The 21,388-nt window shown below is 54.1% G+C and carries 13 protein-coding genes; 4 read left to right on the top strand and 9 right to left on the bottom strand.

Going from position 1 to position 21,388, the window contains the following annotated elements; translation table 11 throughout:
• Positions 1–33 precede the first annotated feature (33 nt).
• The gene (locus ACFSX3_RS26480; RefSeq protein ID WP_209992198.1) at positions 34–951 is read left to right on the top strand and encodes a DsbA family protein; all 918 of its coding nucleotides are present in this window, start codon (positions 34–36) and stop codon (positions 949–951) included.
• A gap of 247 nt (positions 952–1,198) precedes the next feature.
• Here the strand turns inward: ACFSX3_RS26480 and ACFSX3_RS26475 are convergent, their stop codons facing one another.
• On the bottom strand, positions 1,199–3,742 hold the full coding sequence (locus ACFSX3_RS26475; RefSeq protein ID WP_209992199.1) for a beta-mannosidase: 2,544 nt from the start codon (positions 3,740–3,742) through the stop codon (positions 1,199–1,201).
• Positions 3,743–3,950: 208 nt separating this feature from the next.
• Positions 3,951–4,646: a TetR/AcrR family transcriptional regulator gene (locus tag ACFSX3_RS26470; protein WP_209992200.1), complete on the bottom strand. Its 696-nt coding sequence runs from the start codon at positions 4,644–4,646 to the stop codon at positions 3,951–3,953.
• A 133-nt stretch (positions 4,647–4,779) separates the two neighbouring features.
• Here ACFSX3_RS26470 and ACFSX3_RS26465 point away from each other — a divergent pair, with 133 nt between their 5' ends.
• The gene (locus ACFSX3_RS26465) at positions 4,780–6,132 is read left to right on the top strand and encodes an MATE family efflux transporter (protein ID WP_209992201.1); all 1,353 of its coding nucleotides are present in this window, start codon (positions 4,780–4,782) and stop codon (positions 6,130–6,132) included.
• A 124-nt stretch (positions 6,133–6,256) separates the two neighbouring features.
• The gene (locus ACFSX3_RS26460; protein ID WP_379257877.1) at positions 6,257–6,997 is read left to right on the top strand and encodes a spermidine synthase; all 741 of its coding nucleotides are present in this window, start codon (positions 6,257–6,259) and stop codon (positions 6,995–6,997) included.
• On the opposite strand, the gene ACFSX3_RS26455 is transcribed toward ACFSX3_RS26460, so the two are convergent.
• The 7 genes from ACFSX3_RS26455 to ACFSX3_RS26425 all read right to left on the bottom strand — a co-directional run bounded on the left by ACFSX3_RS26455 (position 6,960) and on the right by ACFSX3_RS26425 (position 20,334).
• A complete protein-coding gene (locus ACFSX3_RS26455) occupies positions 6,960–9,485 on the bottom strand; it encodes a chemotaxis protein CheW (RefSeq protein ID WP_209992203.1) in 2,526 nt (841 codons plus the stop codon). The two genes, ACFSX3_RS26460 and ACFSX3_RS26455, sit on opposite strands and share 38 nt — an antisense overlap.
• Positions 9,486–9,519: 34 nt before the next feature.
• On the bottom strand, positions 9,520–9,948 hold the full coding sequence (locus tag ACFSX3_RS26450) for a chemotaxis protein CheW (protein ID WP_209992204.1): 429 nt from the start codon (positions 9,946–9,948) through the stop codon (positions 9,520–9,522).
• Positions 9,949–9,963: 15 nt separating this feature from the next.
• Entirely contained in the window at positions 9,964–11,535 is a 1,572-nt protein-coding gene (locus tag ACFSX3_RS26445) for a methyl-accepting chemotaxis protein (protein WP_209992205.1), read from the bottom strand.
• Between the two features lie 229 nt (positions 11,536–11,764).
• Positions 11,765–13,873: a LuxR C-terminal-related transcriptional regulator gene (locus ACFSX3_RS26440; protein WP_209992206.1), complete on the bottom strand. Its 2,109-nt coding sequence runs from the start codon at positions 13,871–13,873 to the stop codon at positions 11,765–11,767.
• A 243-nt stretch (positions 13,874–14,116) separates the two neighbouring features.
• Entirely contained in the window at positions 14,117–14,314 is a 198-nt protein-coding gene (locus ACFSX3_RS26435) for a DUF4177 domain-containing protein (protein ID WP_209992207.1), read from the bottom strand.
• Between the two features lie 601 nt (positions 14,315–14,915).
• Complete coding sequence (locus ACFSX3_RS26430; RefSeq protein ID WP_209992208.1) at positions 14,916–19,901, bottom strand: DUF4132 domain-containing protein; 4,986 nt, start codon at positions 19,899–19,901, stop codon at positions 14,916–14,918.
• 13 nt (positions 19,902–19,914) lie between these two features.
• Positions 19,915–20,334, bottom strand: a complete 420-nt coding sequence (locus ACFSX3_RS26425; protein ID WP_209992209.1) for a hypothetical protein — start codon at positions 20,332–20,334, stop codon at positions 19,915–19,917.
• 211 nt (positions 20,335–20,545) lie between these two features.
• Here ACFSX3_RS26425 and ACFSX3_RS26420 point away from each other — a divergent pair, with 211 nt between their 5' ends.
• On the top strand, positions 20,546–21,298 hold the full coding sequence (locus tag ACFSX3_RS26420) for an exonuclease domain-containing protein (RefSeq protein WP_209992210.1): 753 nt from the start codon (positions 20,546–20,548) through the stop codon (positions 21,296–21,298).
• The last annotated feature ends 90 nt before the right edge of the window (positions 21,299–21,388 follow it).

Genomic DNA, 21,388 nt, shown 5'->3' with positions numbered 1-21,388 from the left:
TAAAGGACGAAAAAGAAAGTGAGGTAAACAGCTATGAATACAAATCCAATGATCTGTGATCTTAAGACAGGTGTATGCGGGGTCAGCGACGATGAGCCTACACAAATTATAGATTTCAATCCGCAGCCGCAGCCCAAAGTTACTCTCTATTATGCGACTGATCCGATCTGTTCACACTGCTGGGCCATCGAGCCTACCCTGAACCGGTTTATCCAGCAATATGGCAAGTACTTTCATTTACAGCCTCTGATGGGCGGATTATTAGCGGGGTGGAACGGCTTTGCTGACAAGGCAAATGGAATACAGCAGCCCTCCGATGTAGCGGGACATTGGAAGGAAGTCGGAGAGCATTACCGCATGCCTATTGACGGTACCCTATGGCTGAACAATCCGATCATGTCCTCTTATCCGCCCTCCCGAGTGTTCAAGGTTATCCAGCAGAGACATCCGGGGAAGGAACTGGCCTACTTGCGGAGCGCCAGAGAAGCTGTCTTCGTCTTCAACCGGAATATCGGGGAAGACGAGGTCCTCGCGGATATTGTGGATAGTCTGGGATTACCCGGCGATGAGATCGTTGAGGCCGCAGGTCTGGAAGCAGCACAGGAGCTGCTGGAAGCAGATTTCCAAAAGGTGGCCCAGCTCGGCGTACGCGGCTTCCCGACCCTTGTCATGGTCAATGAAGAGAACCAAGGCCTCAAGCTCGTCGGTTCCCGGACACTGCAAAACTACGTAGATGCACTGCAGCAGCTTATCCCTGAGCCGCTTGCTCCTGCTGATGTCCCGGCTATGCCTGAGCTGCTGGCCGAAGGACATCTGCTCTTCTCCAGAGAAATTGAAGCCATGTACGATATCAATCCAGAGGAAGTGGAGGCCTTCACCGACGCTGCACTTCCCGAGCAGTCTTACCGCACGCGGCAGATCCTGGGTGAGATGTTCATCGAACCAGCCTGAAGACGGCCATCCTTTCATTTACAATCAACAAACAGCGATCCCCTTCATCGGAGGACCGCTGTTTGTTTGATTATACTGAATCATGATGCCCATATACTGAATTATGATGCCCATGCGGACTGAGTCCGCAAACCGGCTGTGGGTGAGGGGAGCCATGGCTCCAAAGGTGATTCCACGCTGCGGCGGAATCACAGTGCGGGCAAGTCCACGGTTGCGGAAGTGTCTGCATCTGCGTGAAAGTTCGTGATTAGATATAATCCGCCATCGAACGGACTACGAGTCCTGTCGGCGCTGCCGGGATGAAGTCGCCTCCTCCATTGCCGCTGCTTCTAAGCGAGAACTCGACCGTCTTCGGCTCGCCCGGCAACAGATCGAAGTAATTATCGGAGAAGATACCCTCTTCTTCCACCGTCAGGTGCACGCCCCGCGCCAGCACATCGCTGCTTAGCGTGAAGCTCTGCCCGCCGCTTCCTGGTACCTCACTCACTGTGATAACCGGCTGGCTCAGCGGAATATCCTTGGCAGCCGCGAAGTAATGCTCCTTGCGCTCCAGCACCTGCCCGCTCTCCAGCAGGGAAGCTATCAGCAGCACCTGAGCCGGTTCGCGGCCCTCCAACACTTCGGCCAGCGGCAGCGTGAAGACCACAGCCGACGAATCCGCAGCGAGGGTTACCGGCTGTGACCATTCGCGCAGCAGCGCGCCGCTGATATCATGCAGCCGCAGCACCAGCTCTGCGTCCAATGCCTCCCGCCGGTCAGATACCCCATAGACCTTGACGCTCTCCCCATCTGTGCTGTCTACAGACAGCAGCACCTCCTGGAAGCTGCGGCGCACCGTATATTGCAGCGCCTTCCAGCGCCCGTAATAATCCATGCCCGCCCAGGAGGCTACCGGCCAGCAGTCATTCATCTGCCAGTACAGTGTGCCCATGCAATAAGGCTTGTTACGGCGGTGACTCTCCATAGCCATGCGGATCGCCTCGGCCTGAAGCACCTGGCTCATGTACAGGAAGCCCCGGAAATCCTTCGGCTGCGGCAGGTACATATCCATATATTCCTTAATCAGCTGATTGCCCGATCCGTTCTTCTGATGGGCCAGCATTACCTTCGATTCCAGCGCCAGCTCCTCTTCCTCTGCATAGCTCAGCACCGACTTCAGCTCCGGGAAGGACTGGAAGCCGTATTCGCTCATGAAGCGGCCGACCTTGAGATTATAGTTCTCGAACGGCTCCTTGGCGTGCCAGACACCCCAATAGTGGATATCCCCATCGCCCATAATCCGCGTGGCATGCTGATCCTGGCCACCGGTGAGATCGCGCAGCGGTGAGGACGGCCAGTAGTCCATACCCGGATGGTTCGCAGCCACGGCTTCCGGCAGAATCCGGTGGAAGATTTCCTCATAGGCAGTCCATAAGCTCTGGCGAAGCTCAGCATTCAGCTTCTCCTTCCAGCCCCAGCCCATGTTCTCCTCATACTGCGACCAGGCCGAATCAATCTCATTGTTCCCGCACCAGAGCGCGATACAAGGGTGGTTACGCAATTTACGGACATTATATACCGCTTCTGCGCGGACATTATTCAGGAACGCCTCATCGCCCGGGTACATGCTGCAGGCGAACATGAAGTCCTGCCAGACCAGAAGCCCGTATTCATCACACAGCCGGTAGAACACTTCTTCTTCATAGAAGCCGCCGCCCCACACCCGCAGCATATTCATATTGGATGCCACGGCCGTGGCAATCTCATGGCGGTAACGTTCTTCCGTAACCTCTGTAATGAAGCTGTCGTTCGGGATATGATTGGCACCCTTGGCGAAGACCGGCACCCCGTTCAGCTCAAAATGGAACGAAGCCCCCTGCGCATCCGGCTTACGCACCAGCTTAATTTCCCGAAGTCCCGTCGTTACCTCCGATACCGCTACAGCCTCCGCTCCTTGCAGCAGCTCTGCACGGAAATCGTACAGCTCCGGTGTGCCCAGGCCATTGCACCACCACAGGCGCGGGCGGTCAATTACCAGCTCAAGCTCTAGCATCTGCTTGCCCGGAACGAGCGTAACCGCCTTCATCCATTCCTGCCCTTCAGTGCTCACGCGCAGCATCCCGTTCCATGCTTCCGGCGCGTCCGCCTCAATCACGGCCGTCAGCCGGGCCTCCTGCTCATTCACCGCATGCTGGCGAATGTACAGATCCTCAATCGCCGTAACGTTACGGCCTGTCAGCATAGCTTCCCGCCAGATCCCGCTGGTCAGGAATCGGGGACCCCAGTCCCAGCCGTAGTGATACGGTGCTTTGCGGGCAAATACACTGATCCGCTGCTCCTGAAGACCACCTAACTCAGACTGGTCATTAGGTGCAGGCAGAGCGTAGCCCAGCGCCGCCAGCTTCGGCAGATCCTCCGTCACCACCGAGCGGAAGACGATGCGGATCTCATTCTCACCCGCCCGCAGCAGCCCCTTCACATTCACGGTCCAGGACAGGAACATATTGTCTGCGGACAAGGCATGAACTCCGTTTACATACACATCGGCATACGTATCCAGCCCGGCGAACACCAGCTCAGTTACCGCCAGCGTCTGCCATGCCTCTTCTAATACAAATCCGGTTCTGTATTCCCAGTCCTTTTTATCAATCCATTGCAGCTCATGCTCATTCGTTCCATAGAAGGGCTGATCGATAACGCCATTGCGCAGCAGATCCGTATGCACCGTTCCCGGTACAACAGCCGTAAGCCATTCTTCATCTCCGCAGGCTCTGAATTCCCAGTTCGACATGTCGATTTGTAGTTGTTTCATAGTTCCTCCTATACTGTTTTTGCGCACTACGGCGCTTAGCTACCCTCATTATATTTTGTTATAATTACGTTAGCAATAACAATATTTTAAGCAGCTACAATACAAACAAAACAATCATCCCATCAAAACCTCTCAACCACATGTCCTACTATATCAAGCCCCAATCACCGATTTACCATTTGTTATTTTTGTTATCTTCCCCCTGCGCTTACTTCTGCTTCTGCTGCTCTTCATGCTCCTTAATCACCTGCTCCGTCCCAAGCAGTATCAGCCTCAGGCCGAATTCAAAGGCCCCATCGGTCCCCAGCAGCTCGAACAGTCCGTTCTTGAACATCCTGCGGAATAACCCGACCTCATTCTCGCTCATCGACTCCATCAGGCGAAGCAGTTCCTCGCCCGGAGGCTCCTGCTGTTCCTTAACCATCATGGAGACATTGCGCTCATGCTCATAATCATCCAGCACGAAGAAGAACACGAAGTTCACAAGTGTAGTAACCACCTGCACCTTCTGCGCCTCCTCAAGCGGCGTGGATTCCACACAGTGCAGCATCCGGTTGTTGAAGCGGATAATATCCGGCTCGTGGGGCAGTGTCATCATCATAAGCTGCGTAGAGCAGGAATACCGGCTGAGCACACTCCGTACCGTTACCGCAAATTCTGTCAGCTGCTCCTTCCAGTCGCCCTCCGGGCGGTGCTCCTCCAGGATGACTCTGGAGATGTGGTTGGCCAGCCGCTGGTACAGGTTCTGCTTGCTCTTGAAATACCAATACAGCGAGGGAGCCTGAATCCCCAGCCGGTCCGCCAGCCGCCGCATACTGAATTTCTCGATGCCCTCCTCCCTGAGAAGCTCCCATGAAGCCTCCAGAATCCGGTCCTCCGAGATTTGAGGTTGTGCTTTTTTCATCGCTATCCACCCTTTTATCTAACAGTGTAAGTTTATACTTTACAGCCTCTTAGGTTCATGATATCATCTAACACTGTAAGGTTCAATCTAACGCCGTTAGATTAACAAAAATCAGTGAAAGAAGTGATCCCTAATGGATACCGAAAACCTTTATTATTTTGAAAAAGCACCCATCACCAAAGCCGTCGCCCATTTCGCCGTGCCCATGATGTTAGGCACATCCATGAACGTCATCTATTCGATTCTGAATGCCTATTTCCTGGGCACTCTCCACAATACGGCGATGCTGACCGCACTCGCTTTAACTCTGCCGCTGTTCGCCATCATCATGGCGCTGGGCAATCTGGTGGGCATAGGCAGCGGCACATATATCTCACGGCTGCTTGGTGAGCACAAATATGATGAAGTCAAGCAAGTGTCTTCCTTCGCCTTTTACAGCAGTCTCGTGCTTGGCCTCCTCGTGATGGCCGTGGGTCTGCCGCTGATCGGCCCGATCCTTCACAGTCTGGGGGCAACACCGGATTCCTATGGATTCACGAAGGATTATGTCACTGTCATGCTGATTGGCGCTCCGTTTGTGGTGTTGTTCTTTACGCTGGAGAACATGGTCCGCTCCGAGGGTGCCGCCATCGTGTCCATGATCGGGATGATGCTCAGCGTGGTGGTTAATATCCTGCTCGATGCACTGGTCATCTTCGTGCTCCACTGGGGTGTAATTGGCGTAGCGTCGGCAACGGTTGTTGCCAACTTGGTTGCGAGTGCCTACTATGCCTTCCATATGGGCTACAAAAGCCAATTCCTGACGATCTCCTTCAAATGGTTCAAGGCCACCAAGGATATTCTCAGCAATGTGTTCAAAATCGGCGTTCCGGTCTTTATCATGAGTGTCTTTCTGGGAGCCATGTCGCTGATCTTCAACCTGTTCCTGATCGAATATGGAGATTCGGCTGTAGCCGCTTACGGGATATCCTCAAGATTGCTGCAATTTCCCGAGTTTATTCTGATGGGATTGTGCGAGGGAGTGGTGCCGCTCATTGCCTTCTCATTCACAGCGGATAAGCTGCGCATGAAGCATACCATCGGATTCACGGTAAAAGCGATGGCCGCCATGGCTGCCGTATTCGGCATAGTCGTCTATCTGATCTCCGACCATCTGATCGGTCTGTTCACCAGAGACCCGCAAATGATTCAAATGGGCAGCTACATTTTGCATGTCACCTTCTTATCCTTATTCATTTCAGGGCTGACCACCTTGTTCATGGGGATCTTCCAGGCTACCGCGCAGGGAACGGCCGCGTTCGTAATGTCGATTATTCAAGGGGTCACACTGATTCCTGTGCTCTTCTTCGCCAACCGGATGAATGGCTTCCATGGAGTGGTGTGGTCGCTGGTCATTGCCGATGCCGCTGCCTTCCTGGTCGGTGCCGTCATGCTGTACGCCCTGCGGCACAAGCTACAGCCCGAACTTGAGAGTCTAGTACATTAAATGGGCTTATGCCGCCCCTGAGAAATACAAGCAGCCGCAGGAAGCTCTTCCTGCGGCTGCTTTATGCTTTTATGTTACTATGAAGGTTGTAACGAATCCCATCTGCAGAAGGAGTCTGATCCGCTTGCACGCACCACTCCATACTAACCACGACTCTCAGGACATCGAGGTCTACGATACAACCGAGCTATATGGTGAAACCGGACGGTTCCGGGTTCTGCAATTCTCGGGGGAAGCGGTTCAGGGTGCACTGGATCTGGACCATCCGCGCCGGGTGATCTTCGAGTATCCCCGGGCGATGATCCATCTGATGGAGGCAGGTAATCCTTATTTCGAGCATGTCTTCCTGATCGGACACGGGATTGGGACGATTGCCGGTTATTTCGCCGAGAAGCAGTTTACGGTGGCTGAGGTGAACACGAAGGTAGTGGAGTACAGTAGAACCCGCTTTGGCTACACACAGGATAACATCCTGATCGGTGACGGCCGCAGTCTGCTGGAAGCCGCCCCGGACCAGGGCCATGACTACATCCTGCTTGATGCCTTCACCGCTGCCGGGACACCGCCCCATTTCACCACGCTGGAGTTCTTCCGCCTAACCCGTGCCAAGCTGAACAGACACGGCCAGATCATCATGAATCTGATGGGCCGCAGCGGTAATGACCGCTTCATCAGTGCCATCCATGCCACACTTCGTGAAGTGTATCCATATACCAGAACCTTTGCCCTTCCGGGAGAGGGCAAGGCGGATCTCTGCAATATCCTTATGACTGCCAGCGCCCGGCCGATCCCCTGCCAGTCCCGCCACATGGCCGGCTTCAGCGAGATCACACCAGTGCCGGGTCATGTGATCCGGGACCGGTGATGCCGCAAGCATCCAGGTCCAGCAGGTTCTCCAAATTCAGCAAGTGAATAAACTGATGGTTGTCTTTATAGACGGCATCCAGTACCTCCGGATTCTGGAGAATATGATCCGGCGCCTCATCCATGTGCTCCCTTGCCAGCAGCTGCACCGCCGACACCTGATCCACCCACACCCCTACCTCCTGTCCCGACACCTCGCAGATCAGAATCCGGGAGCCGGCGGTCTGTTCCCCGCAGTCCATTTCGAGCTTGGGCCGTATATCATAAACCGGGAACAGCAGTCCGCGCAGATTGATCATTCCCAGGACATGAGCCGGGGCGGACACTAGCGAATGAATCTCGGGAACCGGTACAATCTCCTTCATTTGACGGATCGGAATCCCGAAATCCAGCTTCTCCAGCTTGAAGGTGATATATTTCTCCCTCTTACTATCCTGATTCCCTGCCGTAACTGTGTTCTCTTGCAGCAATGTATCGCAGGCCGAGCCTGTTTCCCTTGCAATCGAACCTATATCCAGGATATGGGCCACACGGCCGTCGCCAAGTATGGTTGAGCCTGCGATATAAGGAACGCTGCCTATGTAGCTACCCAGTGACTTGATGACAATCTCCTGATTGCCGATCGTCTCATCTACCACCAGGCAGACCCGCTTATCCGCGAAGCCGACGATGACTACGAACAGCCGGCTGCTCACCGTAGGCTCCTCTTCCTCCACTTGCAGCATACGGTGCAGACGGACAAGCGGAAGCACCTGATCGCGGAACCGGCAGACCTCCTGTCCTTGAATGGTAACAATATCCTCCGCCGTCATTCTGAATATTTCAATGACATTAATCAGCGGAATGGCAAAGGTACTGCTCCCCAGCTTAACCAGCAGGGAACGGATGATGGCAAGAGTCAGCGGGACCTTGATCGTGAATACACTCCCCTGATGAGGAACCGTCTCAATATCTATGATGCCGTTTAATTTCTCTATATGCGCTTTGACAATATCCATGCCCACTCCGCGGCCGGATAAATCGGTGACCGTACGGGCTGTCGAGATGCCGGAGCGGAAAATCAGCATCACCAGCTCTTTTTCCGTCATACGCTTCACTTCATCAGCGGTGACGAAGCCTTTACGCACAGCGGCTTCTTTGACCTTGCCGGTATCAATGCCCCTGCCGTCATCGGATATCGTAATCACAATCATGTTCCCTTGATGGCTTGCACGCAGAATAATGGTCCCTTTCCGCGGCTTACAGAGAGCTGCACGTTCTTCCGGCAGCTCCAGCCCATGGTCCACGGCGTTGCGCAGAATATGGATCAGAGGATCGCTGATCTCCTCAATGAGGCTGCGGTCCAGCTCGGTCTCATTGCCCTCGATGATGAACTTGATCTCCTTGTTCGACTTCTGCGCCAAATCCCGGATCATCCGGGGGAAGCGGCCGAACAGATGCTCCATTGGCAGCATCCGGGTCTTCATCATCCCCTCCTGAAGATCGCTAATGACCATATTCAAATGTCCTGCGATATCATTAAGCAGATGAACATCACTGTTGTTCTTGAACTGCTCGCTTAATCTGGAACGGACACTGTGCAGCCTGGTATTATCTATAATCAGCTCTCCTACCAGATTCAACAGCCCCTCCAGCCGCTCCACATCCACACGGACCGTCTGGGCCGCATAGCTGCTATTTTTTTGAGCCTCTTTTCCTGCGGTGAAGATGCTCTGGTTCGCTTTCGTAATAAGCTCTGTATGTATAATTTCAATCTGTGAGATTTCCTGCAGACTGGCCAGCATATCCTGCCGGGACTGCTGCGTAAGCAATATATATACAACAGGACCGGAGAACTGCGCATCCCTCTCGATGGATTCCAGTTCGGGGTAGGTGGCAACAACCTCGCCCGTTTCCCGCAGCTTGGCTTCTACAAGCTTCGCGCGGACATATTTCATCGGCTCCTCAGCAGCCAGTTGAATATGAATCGCCATGGCCGCAGAGCCTTGATCTAGGGCTGCCTGGATCTGCTCTTTACGGATATCATCGAAGATAATATCCTGCTCAGCCCCCGCTTCTCCCTGCGGAAGCCCCTCTGCAGCAGGGGCGGGCGACTCGGCTGCTGTCTTCTGCAACTCTTTTAACCGGCGCAACAGCTCTGAGGTGTCCCCCTCCTCCAGCTCACCGCTCAGAATGGATTGACGAAGCTGCTTAATGAAATCTACGCAATCAAAGAGAATGTTCAATAATTCGGAGGTGACGTCCAGCTGTCTGCCCCTGAGCAGCTCTAGCACACTTTCCATCTGATGCGTCAGCCGGTTAAGCTGCTTGAATCCCATGACCGCTGATGAGCCCTTGAGCGTATGCGCGACCCGGAAGAGCCTCTGAATAATGTCATTCTGATACCCTTTGCTCTCCAGCATGAGCAGGGCCTCATCCAAATACCGCAGCTGCTCGTCCATTTCGTCCAGAAAAACACCCAAATACACACTATTATGAAACTCGTTCATCTCTATTCTCCTCCCCGCCTTCATGCGTTGGCCTTCACCCGTCACTTAGCAGACGCCCGATGTTCAGAATGCTGATCAGCTCCTCGGCACACATGCCGATCCCGTCCATGTACTGCACGCCCTGCACTTCATGGGATTCCAGAGGCGGCTCCACCTCATGAAAGGAAGCCACCTTCTCTACGGAATCCACCATAATACCTATAGCCTCCTGCCGGTAATGCACCACTACGATCCTTGACCGGGTATCCGGTGGAGATTCTGCCAGGCCAAACCGCCTGCACAGACTGACCACCGGTATAATTTTACCGCGTAAATTAATCACGCCCTTAATAAAAGACTTGCTGTTAGGCACGGCTGTGATAGGCTCCATCTTGATAATCTCGTCAATCTCCCGGATATCGATGGCCAGCTTCTCCTGTATCAGCCGGAAGATGATGTACTGCTCTGTTCGTACAGCCAGCATAGCTTACTTCCCCCTCTACAATCTGAACACCGAGACAGAGCTATTCAGTTCATCCGCCAAAGAGGCGAGCATTTGCGAAGAGGAGGCTGTCTCCTCCGCTGCGGCGGCGGATTCCTGGCTTCCGGCCGCAATGGATTCAATCGAGATCAGCACCTCGTTCGTCTGTGCCGCCTGTTCCTCACAAGCCGCAGCGATGCCTGTAATCTGCTGGGTTGTATCATTGACGCGGGTAACGATACCGTCGATCAGCCGCTCAGTGCGCTCGGACAGGGCCGATACGTCACTAACAGCCTGCACACTCAGAACCGTATTCTTCTGCATCACCCGGATGATCAGGGCAATCTGTTTGGTCGCTTCACTGCTCCGTTCAGCCAGCTTGCGGACCTCATCAGCGACAACGGCGAAGCCCCGTCCCTGCTCACCGGCACGCGCTGCCTCAATCGCTGCATTGAGCGCCAGCAGATTGGTCTGCTCGGCAATCTCATCAATCACTTCGATAATTTCGCCGATCTTCTGGGAATCCTGCTCAAGCAGCTCCATCTTTTCCGACAGATTACTCATGCCAAGGCCGGATTCTCTTACTGCAGTGCTACCCTCCTCAGCGCCCTGACGCGTCAGCAGGGACAGCTCCGATGCCTGCTCGGCATTCTTCGCAACCTCATCGATGCCCCGGGTCAGATCCTGAACCAGCTGATTGATATTTTGCGCCGCCTGGGCCTGGGATTGGCTGCCGCTGGCGATTTCTTCGGTGGTTGCCGATATTTCCTCAGAGGAGGCCGCGACACTTTGCGCTGCTTCGACAGTCCCGCCAATCAGCTTGCGCAGGCTGGTAATCATCTCATTGGCTGCTGCGGCCAGCCGGCCGAACTCATCCCGGTTCTTGATCGCAACCTCCTCCCTGAGGTCACCGCCTGCCATGCGGACCATTGCAGCGAGCAGCTTGGATACCGGACCAACGATGCCCTGCGAGATCACGACACCAAGCACAATGGCTGCAATTGCCGCAATGCTGGAGATGATCAGGATCATCAATCTTCCGGAGCTATAGCTGGCAACCGTAGAGTCAATCCGGTCATCAGCACCTTGAATGACATTACTGACGGCCAGATCGGCGGTGTCCTGAGCCTTCTGCAAATCAGGCAGTGCGTCGATTAAGACGCCGTACGCCTGTACATTTTGATCCTTCACCCGCAGCTCATTGACTTTGGGTACGAACTGATTGTATCTGTCCACACTTTCCTTAATCGTCTCCAGCGTAGCCCGTTGATCGGCAGTCAGTGAGAGCTCTCCATAGGCCTTAATCCGGTCGGCCAGTTTAGCCTGGTCCTCCCTGATAGCTCCCTGGATTTCTTCTAACATGGCATCATCTGTTTCCAGGAGGAGCTTGAACAAGTCACCACGCAGCTTGTACAGCTCCGTCCGAATCTCGGCAACATTGACGAGCGCGGGAAAGTTGTAGCTCTGCATCTGTAGAGAGTTACTGTTCATGCCCGCCATTTTCATAATCGATAGCCCGCTGATAAATACAAGCAACGCTACAATAACCAGAAAGCCTCCCAACAATTTGGTGCGGATGTTTAGTTTCAAATGAAGCACTCCTCAATATGTATTTTGTCGAGCCTACAAAGCTTCCCCTATTATGTATACCGTATGGCCTCTACGCCATCGCCACTGGTTCCTAAGTTTCGACATAATCTTCCTGTTTTCTACAGGCCTTCTTTCCTTTATCAAGTAGAAACGAAGCGTGAAACCTATAAATTCTTATATTTGCACAAAAAAAGCAATGTACGCTTACATCCTGCGTAATCATTGCTTTTTAGAGAATCTGGTTGCCCGTGGTTTGATACATGTGAGAGATGGCCTGTGATCTGCTATGTACACCAAGCTTTTCATAAATTTTAGTGATGTGATTCTTAACAGTATGCGTACTGATAAACAGCCTCTCCGCAATTTGCTTGTTGTTGAGGCCGGTCAGCAGACCATCCAGAATATCCTTTTCCCGGGTAGTAAAACGTACGCCTCCCTCTTGCTGCGCTGCAACCCGCGAAGGAGCTATCAGTTGTTCAAAGGACCGCATAAGCGGCTCGGGTACGGGTATAGGAAGTGTTTCCTTCCATTGCCTGCCGCCCTGCTCCGTGTACTTCGTAAGCAAAAGCAAGACCTTCGCCAAGTACAGATGGGAACTTTCTCCTACATCCTCTTCCCCGGCAGAATCCGACAGGAAATACTGCATATGACGTAAAATGCATACCGCCGGGATGTCACCCAAATATTCGCGGAGCAGCCCTATAGGATATGGAGCAAGGAGCGCGGCCTGGCCGATCCATTCGATCTCTTCCGCTGAATGATTTAGCGGCCCCAGCAAGTCATGTGCAAGTCTTTGAATCTCCGCAGCTCTGCTATGTACTACCGGCTGCTGCATCAGCAGATTATCCTGGAGCAGCCGCATGAAGTCAGTTCTAGAGGGCGTGTTCTGAGGCTGCTGGGCAAGCAGCTTGGTCACTAGCAGCACATTGGTCATATGAAAAATCGTTTCATATTCCCGCCGCTGCCCCTCATCACTGAACTGGACCGTGAATAACCCCAGCAGCCTTTGTTCAAATACCATAGGATGCTCTACCAGCTGCCAGCTCTTCCATTCCCGGCGGATCGGCTTGTTCAACAGGTTGAACCCCGGTATCCCGTCAGCGAAATAGATCTGTTCAGCATCTTCAGCGTAGAGGGTGTAAAGTTCATTCGGAGCAGAAGAAGAGGAGTAGATCCTCAGTCCGGCTTCGGCAGGCGTATGTAATAACAAGCACATGAACGGACTGCCTAGCTGCTGCTGGAAAAACTCAATGAACAGCTGCAGGTAATCCTCCTTATCCTGAGTAACCAGAATCCCTTGGACAATTTCTTTGTAGGTATCATGCCTCTTCCTTTGACGTTCATACAGCGCTTCACTCTCCATATGATACATGGAAGCAGCGAGCTGATGGGCCACCAGCATACCCATATCCGCCTGCTCCTCCGTCAGCTCTGGACGGGCCGGATCTCCGGCATACAATAATCCATACAGCTTGTCCTTGTATTTGATGGGATAGCAGATTAACACCTTCGGCCTTACCCCATGCGCAGCAAAAAAAGAAATCCGCAGATCACGGTCAGCATTCCTCCAATACCCCATTTGCTTGGAGAGCCCCACCTGCCCCAGAAATCCTTCTCCGTAAAAAAAAGAAGCCCCCCGCAGGGAGTTATCCTTAGGCATACCGGTTGTCTCAACCACTGTGAATTGGTCCCCGTCTGTTGCATTCATGGCATAGCCCGCAAATTCTACTCCAAGAATACGTACCACAATGCCCAGTATTCCTTGCAGCCACTCCGGGCTTGCCGGGTCCAGCAGATAAATCAGATTCATAAGCTGCAGGTCATACGCAGAATATTCTCCGCCCTGCTCCCGTTCAAGCAGAGCCTGCACGGTATCAGCAAGTATATCCAATTGGCCGATAATCCTGGCGACGCCCTCCTGATCCAATACCGGCACCTTATCCAGAGCCTGAATCCAGTCCTCACATTCTCCGGAGGGAACGGTTTCATGAATCCTGCCGGTAATCAGCTCTTTCGTACAACCGTCCACCCAGACGCCTGTCAGAATATAATAGGGCCTTTGCTTACTGAGCCCGATGGAGGTAATCAGCATTTTCAGCCCGGAGCGGGTTTCATAGACAATAGTTTTCGATACATTCCTGACCTTTTCCAGCAGGTTCGCAATTGCATGTTCAGCGGTTGCACAAGGAGAACCGAACAACAGAGATGCCATCTCGGTTAAGCCGGAGGGTTCTGTTATCCGTTTGTCCGCTTGATCGGTAATAATAATTGTCAATCCGCATAAGGAGGCGTATGCGTCTTGCAAAGACTGCAGATTTTGGCGGAGCCTGTTCTTCATTGCTTATTCCTCGCTTTCCCCTCCAAAATTCGCCATAGCCTGACTGTATCCCTGCTTTTACACCCTTTCATTCTACAAACATAGCATTATAGCCCAGGAATCTTAGTGAAAAAATGCGCATATGCGAAAATATTCCTGTCATCTTGTTCCTACAAAAAAAGAGCTATCCCAAGCCAATTTCAAGGCATTTGGGACAGCTCAGGACAAGCCAAAACATATTTGAATTTGATCCTTTGAGGAAGACTAATCCGCTTTCTTTTCAAAAATCAAATCATAATATTCCGGGAAACCCACAGCCTGTGCGCTGGGCATGATAACAAACTGAACGAACCGCCATCCCTCCGCTGCATGAGTATGTATAATCTCCTGATAGTTCTCCGTTGGCCCTTGAAGAAATCCAGTATTCTTCTTTTCAATCCGCACAAATTTGTATTCGAACATAATTTAGCCTCCTAAGCTTAGTAGAATCATGAGAATCCCCTGCGCACACAGTAATATATTTGGATCATAATGTAAGGTATTTTTATCACAATGATCGATATAGTTAGCTTAAGACCATATGCAGACAAACAAAATTACTCTAACGGGTGAAGGATACTGGCGCCTCTCTCACTAACCGCTTGTAAGGAGCAGCATTGTTGCACATCTTGCAGGATTTCTCGATACCTTTTACTGGTTGCAGTACAATGTTGCATTATTTGCACAAATTTCGGAGTTTAGAGCAAGTTAGCGCTGACTTTGTTGCAGTTCGTGCAGGATTTCAGCATAGACCGCTTCTTTGGGGGAGTATTGTTGCAATTTTTGCAGGATTCCTCTTAAAATGTTACTGGCTGTGATGCATGGGGCCCTTCCCTCCGCGCAGCGGCACCCATTGTATTCGGTTTTTTGATTACATTCGGCCCACGAAAAATCCGAGTCTCCTAACCAACTATAAAAAAACACCGGCGCTCAAGTTCCAGCGCCGGTGCCATATATCCCCTGGCTAAGCAGACGCTTAGCCTTTACTTACCACTTACTGTAAGCATCTCATCTGCCCAGCAGCTCATCTGCTTAGCTGTGCCAGAATCTGCGGGTCTTTGATCTTCGTGTCATCAGCCAGCAGCACGACCTTGGAGAGTACCTCCGCTGTGCGCGGGTCCTCGTCCAGGAAAGGCAAGAACAGCCGGCCCCGGTGCTGCGAATGCACCGGAATAATCGACAGGGCGCCCGCGGCCTGCTTGTACGCCTGGCCGCTGCCCAGATGCACGGCATACTCGCCCAGCTTACCGTCAATCCGCGCATAATTGCCGTCCAGCCGGACATTCTCAATCTTCAGCAGCCGCAGCGACTCACTGACGATCACCCGGCGCATCTCTACAGTCGTCAGGCTCGCTTCCGGATCGACGCCGCCGACATGGGCTACGCTGACGACGAGATCCACATCCCGCATAACCTCTGAGAATAGCACGGGCGGCACCTGATCCAGCGGCACGCCCTTGTAGGTCTTCCGGTCGAAGAACTGCACTGTCTCCAGTGTCGGCGCTTCCGTATCCGCTGGTGAGAACCAGTCCGCCATGGCATAGAGCCGGACGATCAGGTTCTCGGCATAGAACACCTTCTGCAGCCCTTCCTCATAGCTGACCGTCCACTGCCGCCCTTTCAGAAGGGCGACCGTCTTGCTCGGCTGCACCTGATGGCCCGCATAACGGCGGGACAGCACGCCCTGGGCCAGCTCATCCTCATTCGGTAGGTACAGCTCGCGGAAGACCTGCTTGAACGGCTGGCGGAGCTGACGGTCGAACAGATCCTTCTGATACAGGCTCCATTGTCCGCTGCGGTATAGGTCCAGCGGATGGGCAATCCGCAGCGCAGCCTCCCCGCTCAGTGCCGTGGATTCACCCGCAGGACTGACCAGTGCCCCCTGATCCGCATCGTAATACCCCAGCTCGTCGCCGCTCATCAGCACCAGCTTGCTAATCAGCGGAGCCAGCACCGGATTCCGGCTCAGCCCGGCAATCTCTGCCGGTGTGAAGCCGCTGCCGGACTCCATCGACCGCTCCAGCTCGGCCCGGGCGCGCCGGAACTGCCCGGTAAGCTCGCTCTTGGCCTCCTTCAGCGCTTCGATCCACTCATGCTTCTTGAAGCGTGCAGGCACCGACTTCAGCGCCTTCCCTTTGCTGGTGACTACATAATCGCTTTGCCCTTCTTCATTGATACTAAGCGAGACGAAGGTCTCTTCGTCCAGCTCATAAGGCTCGAAGTACGCAGCATAATCGTCCAGCTTGCGTGCCTCCATATCCCAGATCAGGCGGGTGACATCGGCATATCCGGCATTGCGCGCCAGGTTGCCCAGGGCAATCTGTGCGGCCTGGCCTTCGCTGGCGCGGCGCTGTGCGCCGAACTTCTTACTCTCCGCCAGGAAGCGCTGGATGAACTCATAACGCACACGAATATCCTGTTCGCGGTCTGCTCCCAGCGGAATCAGACTATAGCTGAGCAGATGATCCTTGCCCCGCTTCTGCTCTACAGACTGCTTCATCTCTTCCAGGTTCAGCTTGCCGAGCGTGGCATCGGCGAACAGCTGGGAACGGCGGTGGTTCGCACCGGCGGAGATGTATTTGGCACAGTCATAGAGCAGCTCGAACCGCTCTTGTCCAAGCTCCTTGTAGGCGGACTGGAACCAGTTCACATCGAAGGCGCCGTCGTTGAATTCCTGCGGCGTGATCGGCGAGTAATGCGCCACCACCGTCTCTTTTTCGGCCGAGAAGCTCTCGTTAATGTGGGCGTGGAAGTACCAGGCAGCACTGCGCAGCCCTTCCCAGCCCAGGTACTCGGCAATAATCTCGATCCACTGCGGGGCGTACATGGCGGCTTCCAGCAGCTTTTGATCGGATAACTTGTATTCCTGCAGCAAGGTCTTCAGCCGCTCCGCATTGTCGCCCTCGCGCGGATAACATACCTTAAGCAGATGGCTGAAGGATTCCTTCTTCGTAATATTGTTGCCGTAACCGTACACGTATCCGCGTATGAAGGTATCCTTGTTCAGCCCGGACAGGATGCGGATACAGTAGTCCAGCCCCTCAATCCGCTGCAGCCCCATCGTCATGCCGGTCACCTCGGTCGGCAGATCGCCGCGCCCCAGCTCAACCGCCAGCAGACGGTCGATGATCCGTGCGCGCAGCGCAACCATCTGCGGACTGTCTTCGATCCAATCGTATCGGCGTGAGCTGATCCAGCTCATATGGTTGCGTGCATCCGTACTCAGCAGCAGCTCCTTAAGCAGCGTCTCTTCGCCGATGATTCCATCCGTAAGGGCCTGGACATAATGCTTCAGCCCGATGATGCTGGACCGCTCTCCTTCTCCGCTGATTCTCTCGAACCTGTAGCAGGTACGGAACATCTCCTTGAACTCCTCTGTTCCGTCCCATAGCTTCTGCACCATATCGACCCACGGATCAGCCAGCACAGACAGGAAAGGCCAATCCGCCGCGAGCTTCTCCTCCGGGAATCCAGCCAGCAGCGCATTCACCGCACCATCGGCAAGACGGAAGCCCTCCGGGCTCTTGTGGTCCGCGCGGAACGCATCCACGAGCGCCTCTACCTGCCATCTGTACTTCAGCTTCTCCACCAGCTTCACCACAGCTAGGGTCTGCTCCAGCGGGTAGATCTCTCCCGCGAATTCCTTGCGCCAGCCGGACAACAGCTTCTGCTTGTTGAGTTCCTGATCATCGATCCCTAAGGTATCGTAACCGTCATAGTTATCCAGGGTCTCATCCAGCTCATCCAGGCTGGTATAGAAGTTCAGCTCTATCAGATCCCGGGCGCTCCAGCCGCTCTTCTCCCAGTATTCAGTCCATACTTCATGCAGCGGGTACTGCTCAAGAGCGGATTTGCCGCTCTCCTCATCATTAATTAAGTACCCTTGCAGCGGTCTGAGATTAGTGCCGATCAGCAGCGTATCCTTGTATCCGCTGTAGTATTCGACCTCATACTCCACATCGCGGTGCTTGTGAATCATGTCGTCCAGTCCCTTAAGGAATGTCTTGATCTGCTCCAAGGACAGCTTGAACACCTGATCCCAGGCAAATCCGTCAAGTACCGGCCCCTGAGTCAGCCACTCCTCCGTCTGCTGCGGATCGAACAAGCCGAAGCCGTTCACCTTGGTATACTCATTCTTCTGGCTCAGCCTCCCAATCAGCTCGCGCTCCTGGTCGGAAGGCTTATCCAGCCCCTCCGCCAGCGGACGTACCGCTTCAAAGAGCACCTGACGCTCCTCATCCTGGAACAGCACGGTCATAATCTCCAGTCCCGCCTGACGCTGCAGGGCATTCTTGCCCTGCACCAGTCTGCGGACGGAGTCCTTCAGCGCTTCATCCGGCTGATTCAGCAGCATCCGGGTCACGCTCTGCCGCAGCGTACCGGTCTTGAGCTTCAGCAGCCCTTCGGCCATCAGCAGCTCATCCTCCGCCAGGGTCAGCCCCTGCGCCAGGTCCAGCGCCAGCTCGCGGTTCTTTATGCTCTTGTCGGAGAGACTCGCGAAAATGAATTCGCGCTGCACAGTATCCTCCGTATGCTGCACGAAGTAATTCAGCAGCTCCCCCCGTATATCCGTGCTGAGCTTGTCCTTCAGCGCCAGCAATTCATTCACCCAGGCCGGGTCCATATCATAGGAGATCAAATAGAGCATCTTTTGGACCGGCAGATCACGGGTATAGCTGACCTGCAGGAAATCCAGCACCTTGGAGGTGCCGGTCAGCTCCCGGCTGTCCGGGTTCAGGAAGATGCCCATCAGCAGACTGAAGTCGCGCTGCCGCTCGCTTTTATCCTCAAGCTGCGGGCTCGCTACGACCTCGATTCTCGGCCCCTTATCCTTCGGCCCTCTCCACATCCGGTTATACTCATAATTGTAGTTCGTCAGAATCCAGTACAGCAGCTCCGGCTCTTGCTCTGTCAGATACTTCCGGGCGCTGCTCAGGCGCACCTCCCGGTTCTGGCTGCCGGAAAGTACATACTGGGCTACGATCTTCTGGTAGGACTGGCCCTGTTCCATCAGGACATCCACTTTGCCGATCAGTTCATTCTCCTCATAGACAGCCGTCCCCCACAAGCTCAGGTAGACATGGTTGGCATTCTCACTGATCAGCCACTCAGCCCGCAGCGCTTCATCCGTCAGCACCTGATAGGCTCCGTCAATCAACTGCTTCGCCACCCGCTGGTTCTGGGCTTCCAGGCCCATCCCGGTCCATACGCCCAGGGCCCGCACCACCGAGCTGTAGCGCACGAGATCATTGTCCAGAATTACCTTCAGCATATGAAGGTTGTTCTCTATCGTCCCCTCATCCATCGTCTCCATAATGGACTGCCGCAGTCCCTCCTGCAGCCGGGCAGCGAGCAGCAGCTCGCCCATCATCTGAACAGCAGCCTGGTTATGGCTGAGGAATGTACCTTTTATCATATTGCGGCTGAGCATTGCCCCCTGATTGTCCCCATATACCGCCTCCTTAAGCAGATCCTCCATTCCGCTGCCGCTGCGGTTCAGCTCATAGGCGACTACATCGGGAACGGCAACATCTACGCGGTAAGAGATACTGTAATCCTTTTCATAATCCCCCTTCAGATACTCCGGCAACGAGAATTCAATCAGCTCCATATAGATCAGGGCATTAATTTTGCGGAGAATCTGCAGCCGGTGCGGCTGAACCTCCCGGGTCCGGAACGGCCGGCGCAGATACCCTATGGAATAAGGGTACTCCACTGCATGTTTAACTATGTAACGGGCAAGCTCAACGGTATGTGTGCTGTAGAGCTGCTGCATGACCCCAATCAGCGGCGCCCAGTATCCGGTAAAGTCAGCCTGAGCCGCCGCAGCTCGATCATCCATGATAACAAGGAAGCGGTCCAGCGAATCCTCCCCTTCATGAAGGTAGCGGTTCTTGCTGAACTCCGCGAGCAGACCTGCCAGTTCCGCGCCTTCCCCCCTCAGCCCCTTGGCTTTGTTCTCAACATCCGCATACCACTGAGTCTCCCACTCTGCATTTCCGATTTTCATCCTGTCATCTCCCTCACCATAGTCTTCCTGCCAGCATCGTGAACCGGATCAGCGTCAGCTCATCGCCCTCTTCGAGCCTCAGCGGCTCATCCAGCGCGGAGCATTCCTCTTCCTGCACGAACACCTTGTACAATCCGTCTTCAAAAGCAAGCAGTGCCGCAGCCGTAGCCTGCTCTAACTCAGGCTTCGTCTCGCCGTACACCGTGCCGAACCCGACCTTGCCGTTATCACCCTGCTCCGCAATTTCATTTGCGGTCAGGTAAGGGATCAGATCTCCCCGCTCCTGCCGCTCCAGCATCGCCTGCACCTGCCCGGCTACAATCTCCGAGATCAGCTCGCGAAGCGTCTGCGGACGATCAGCAAGCAGCAGCTCCCTCCGCTCAAGCACCGGCCTGCGTTTGCCCAGGCTTTTGACGGTTACATACAGCTTCATGCCCTTCCCTCCTTACCTCAATAGCTCTATTCGACAGATGATCTAGTTCATTACCCATTTTCGCAGAAACCAACCCGCTCCCGGCTGAAAATTCAAATTTGTGCGGATACAGGACATCCGGTATCTGTACAGCTCTTTTTTTGCTAAAATAGAAGGGTCGGCGCATTTCCGGGCAATCTTGGCGCCAGTCACTGAAACGGAGGCATTACCTGTGGATTATATTATTCTGGACATCGAATTCAACGGCCGCAAATTTGCCAGTGAGCATCCCATGGAGGTCATTGAGATCGGAGCGGTCCGGTTAGACGCTTCATTGCAGGTTAAGGATGAATTCTCAGCCTTAATCAGACCCATATACTTCTCCACCCTGAATTCATTCATCAAGAAAAAAACCGGCATCCCCCAGGAGGATATCGACGTCGCCAGCCGCTTCCCTAAGGTGATTACCGCCTTCAGAGCCTGGCTGGACCAGAGTCCGGACGGCGTACTGCTGCTGACCTGGGGCGGTGAGGATATGAAGCGGATTATCCAGGATGTGCGGATGCACAAGATGGATGATGCCTACTGGATGGAAGCCACCTACTTCGATCTGCTCAAGGGCGTCCTGCGCGCCCGCAGCCTCAGTAACGACATCAGCGTTGAAGGGGCTATGGCCCTCTTCGGCCTGGAGCCTTCCGGCTCCGCCCACCGCGCGCTGGACGATGCCAAGATGACGGCTGAGATCTTCCGCGCAGTCTTCAGCGAGCTGGACTTCGGGCGGTCGCAGCATTATGTCGATACCTTCTCAAACGCGCGGGAGCGCAAGACAGTCAAGATCGCCATCAAAGCGATGACCGGCCAGAAAATCGTCCCTACCTGGGAGCTGGTCGCCGAGCATTACTTCCCTGCGGAGGATGCCCTGGCGGACCCCCGGAAGCTGGCAGAGCTTAAGGCGTATTTCGCCGCCCAGCTTAGCAAGAAATAGGCCCATACCCGCGCACAGCAGCGGCAATCTCCCAAGGCATAGCCCGGGCGGTTGCCGCTGTTTGCTTTTCCAGCTCCCCCGGTTACCCGC

Origin of the sequence: Paenibacillus rhizoplanae (genome assembly GCF_042684125.1) — a bacterium.
GTDB lineage: Bacteria > Bacillota > Bacilli > Paenibacillales > Paenibacillaceae > Paenibacillus_AQ > Paenibacillus_AQ rhizoplanae.
Note: the sequence above shows the minus strand (reverse complement) of the source record. Positions and strands in the feature narration are given on the sequence as shown.

Excerpts from the sequence above, each read along its gene's own strand:
- ACFSX3_RS26430 (WP_209992208.1), bottom strand. The coding sequence starts at position 19,901 with ATGAAAATCGGAAATGCAGAGTGGGAGACTCAGTGGTATGCGGATGTT.
- ACFSX3_RS26480 (WP_209992198.1), top strand. The coding sequence starts at position 34 with ATGAATACAAATCCAATGATCTGTGATCTTAAGACAGGTGTATGCGGG.
- ACFSX3_RS26450 (WP_209992204.1), bottom strand. The coding sequence starts at position 9,948 with ATGCTGGCTGTACGAACAGAGCAGTACATCATCTTCCGGCTGATACAG.
- ACFSX3_RS26440 (WP_209992206.1), bottom strand. The coding sequence starts at position 13,873 with ATGAAGAACAGGCTCCGCCAAAATCTGCAGTCTTTGCAAGACGCATAC.
- ACFSX3_RS26435 (WP_209992207.1), bottom strand. The coding sequence starts at position 14,314 with ATGTTCGAATACAAATTTGTGCGGATTGAAAAGAAGAATACTGGATTT.
- ACFSX3_RS26455 (WP_209992203.1), bottom strand. The coding sequence starts at position 9,485 with ATGAACGAGTTTCATAATAGTGTGTATTTGGGTGTTTTTCTGGACGAA.
- ACFSX3_RS26470 (WP_209992200.1), bottom strand. The coding sequence starts at position 4,646 with ATGAAAAAAGCACAACCTCAAATCTCGGAGGACCGGATTCTGGAGGCT.
- ACFSX3_RS26465 (WP_209992201.1), top strand. The coding sequence starts at position 4,780 with ATGGATACCGAAAACCTTTATTATTTTGAAAAAGCACCCATCACCAAA.
- ACFSX3_RS26425 (WP_209992209.1), bottom strand. The coding sequence starts at position 20,334 with ATGAAGCTGTATGTAACCGTCAAAAGCCTGGGCAAACGCAGGCCGGTG.
- ACFSX3_RS26475 (WP_209992199.1), bottom strand. The coding sequence starts at position 3,742 with ATGAAACAACTACAAATCGACATGTCGAACTGGGAATTCAGAGCCTGC.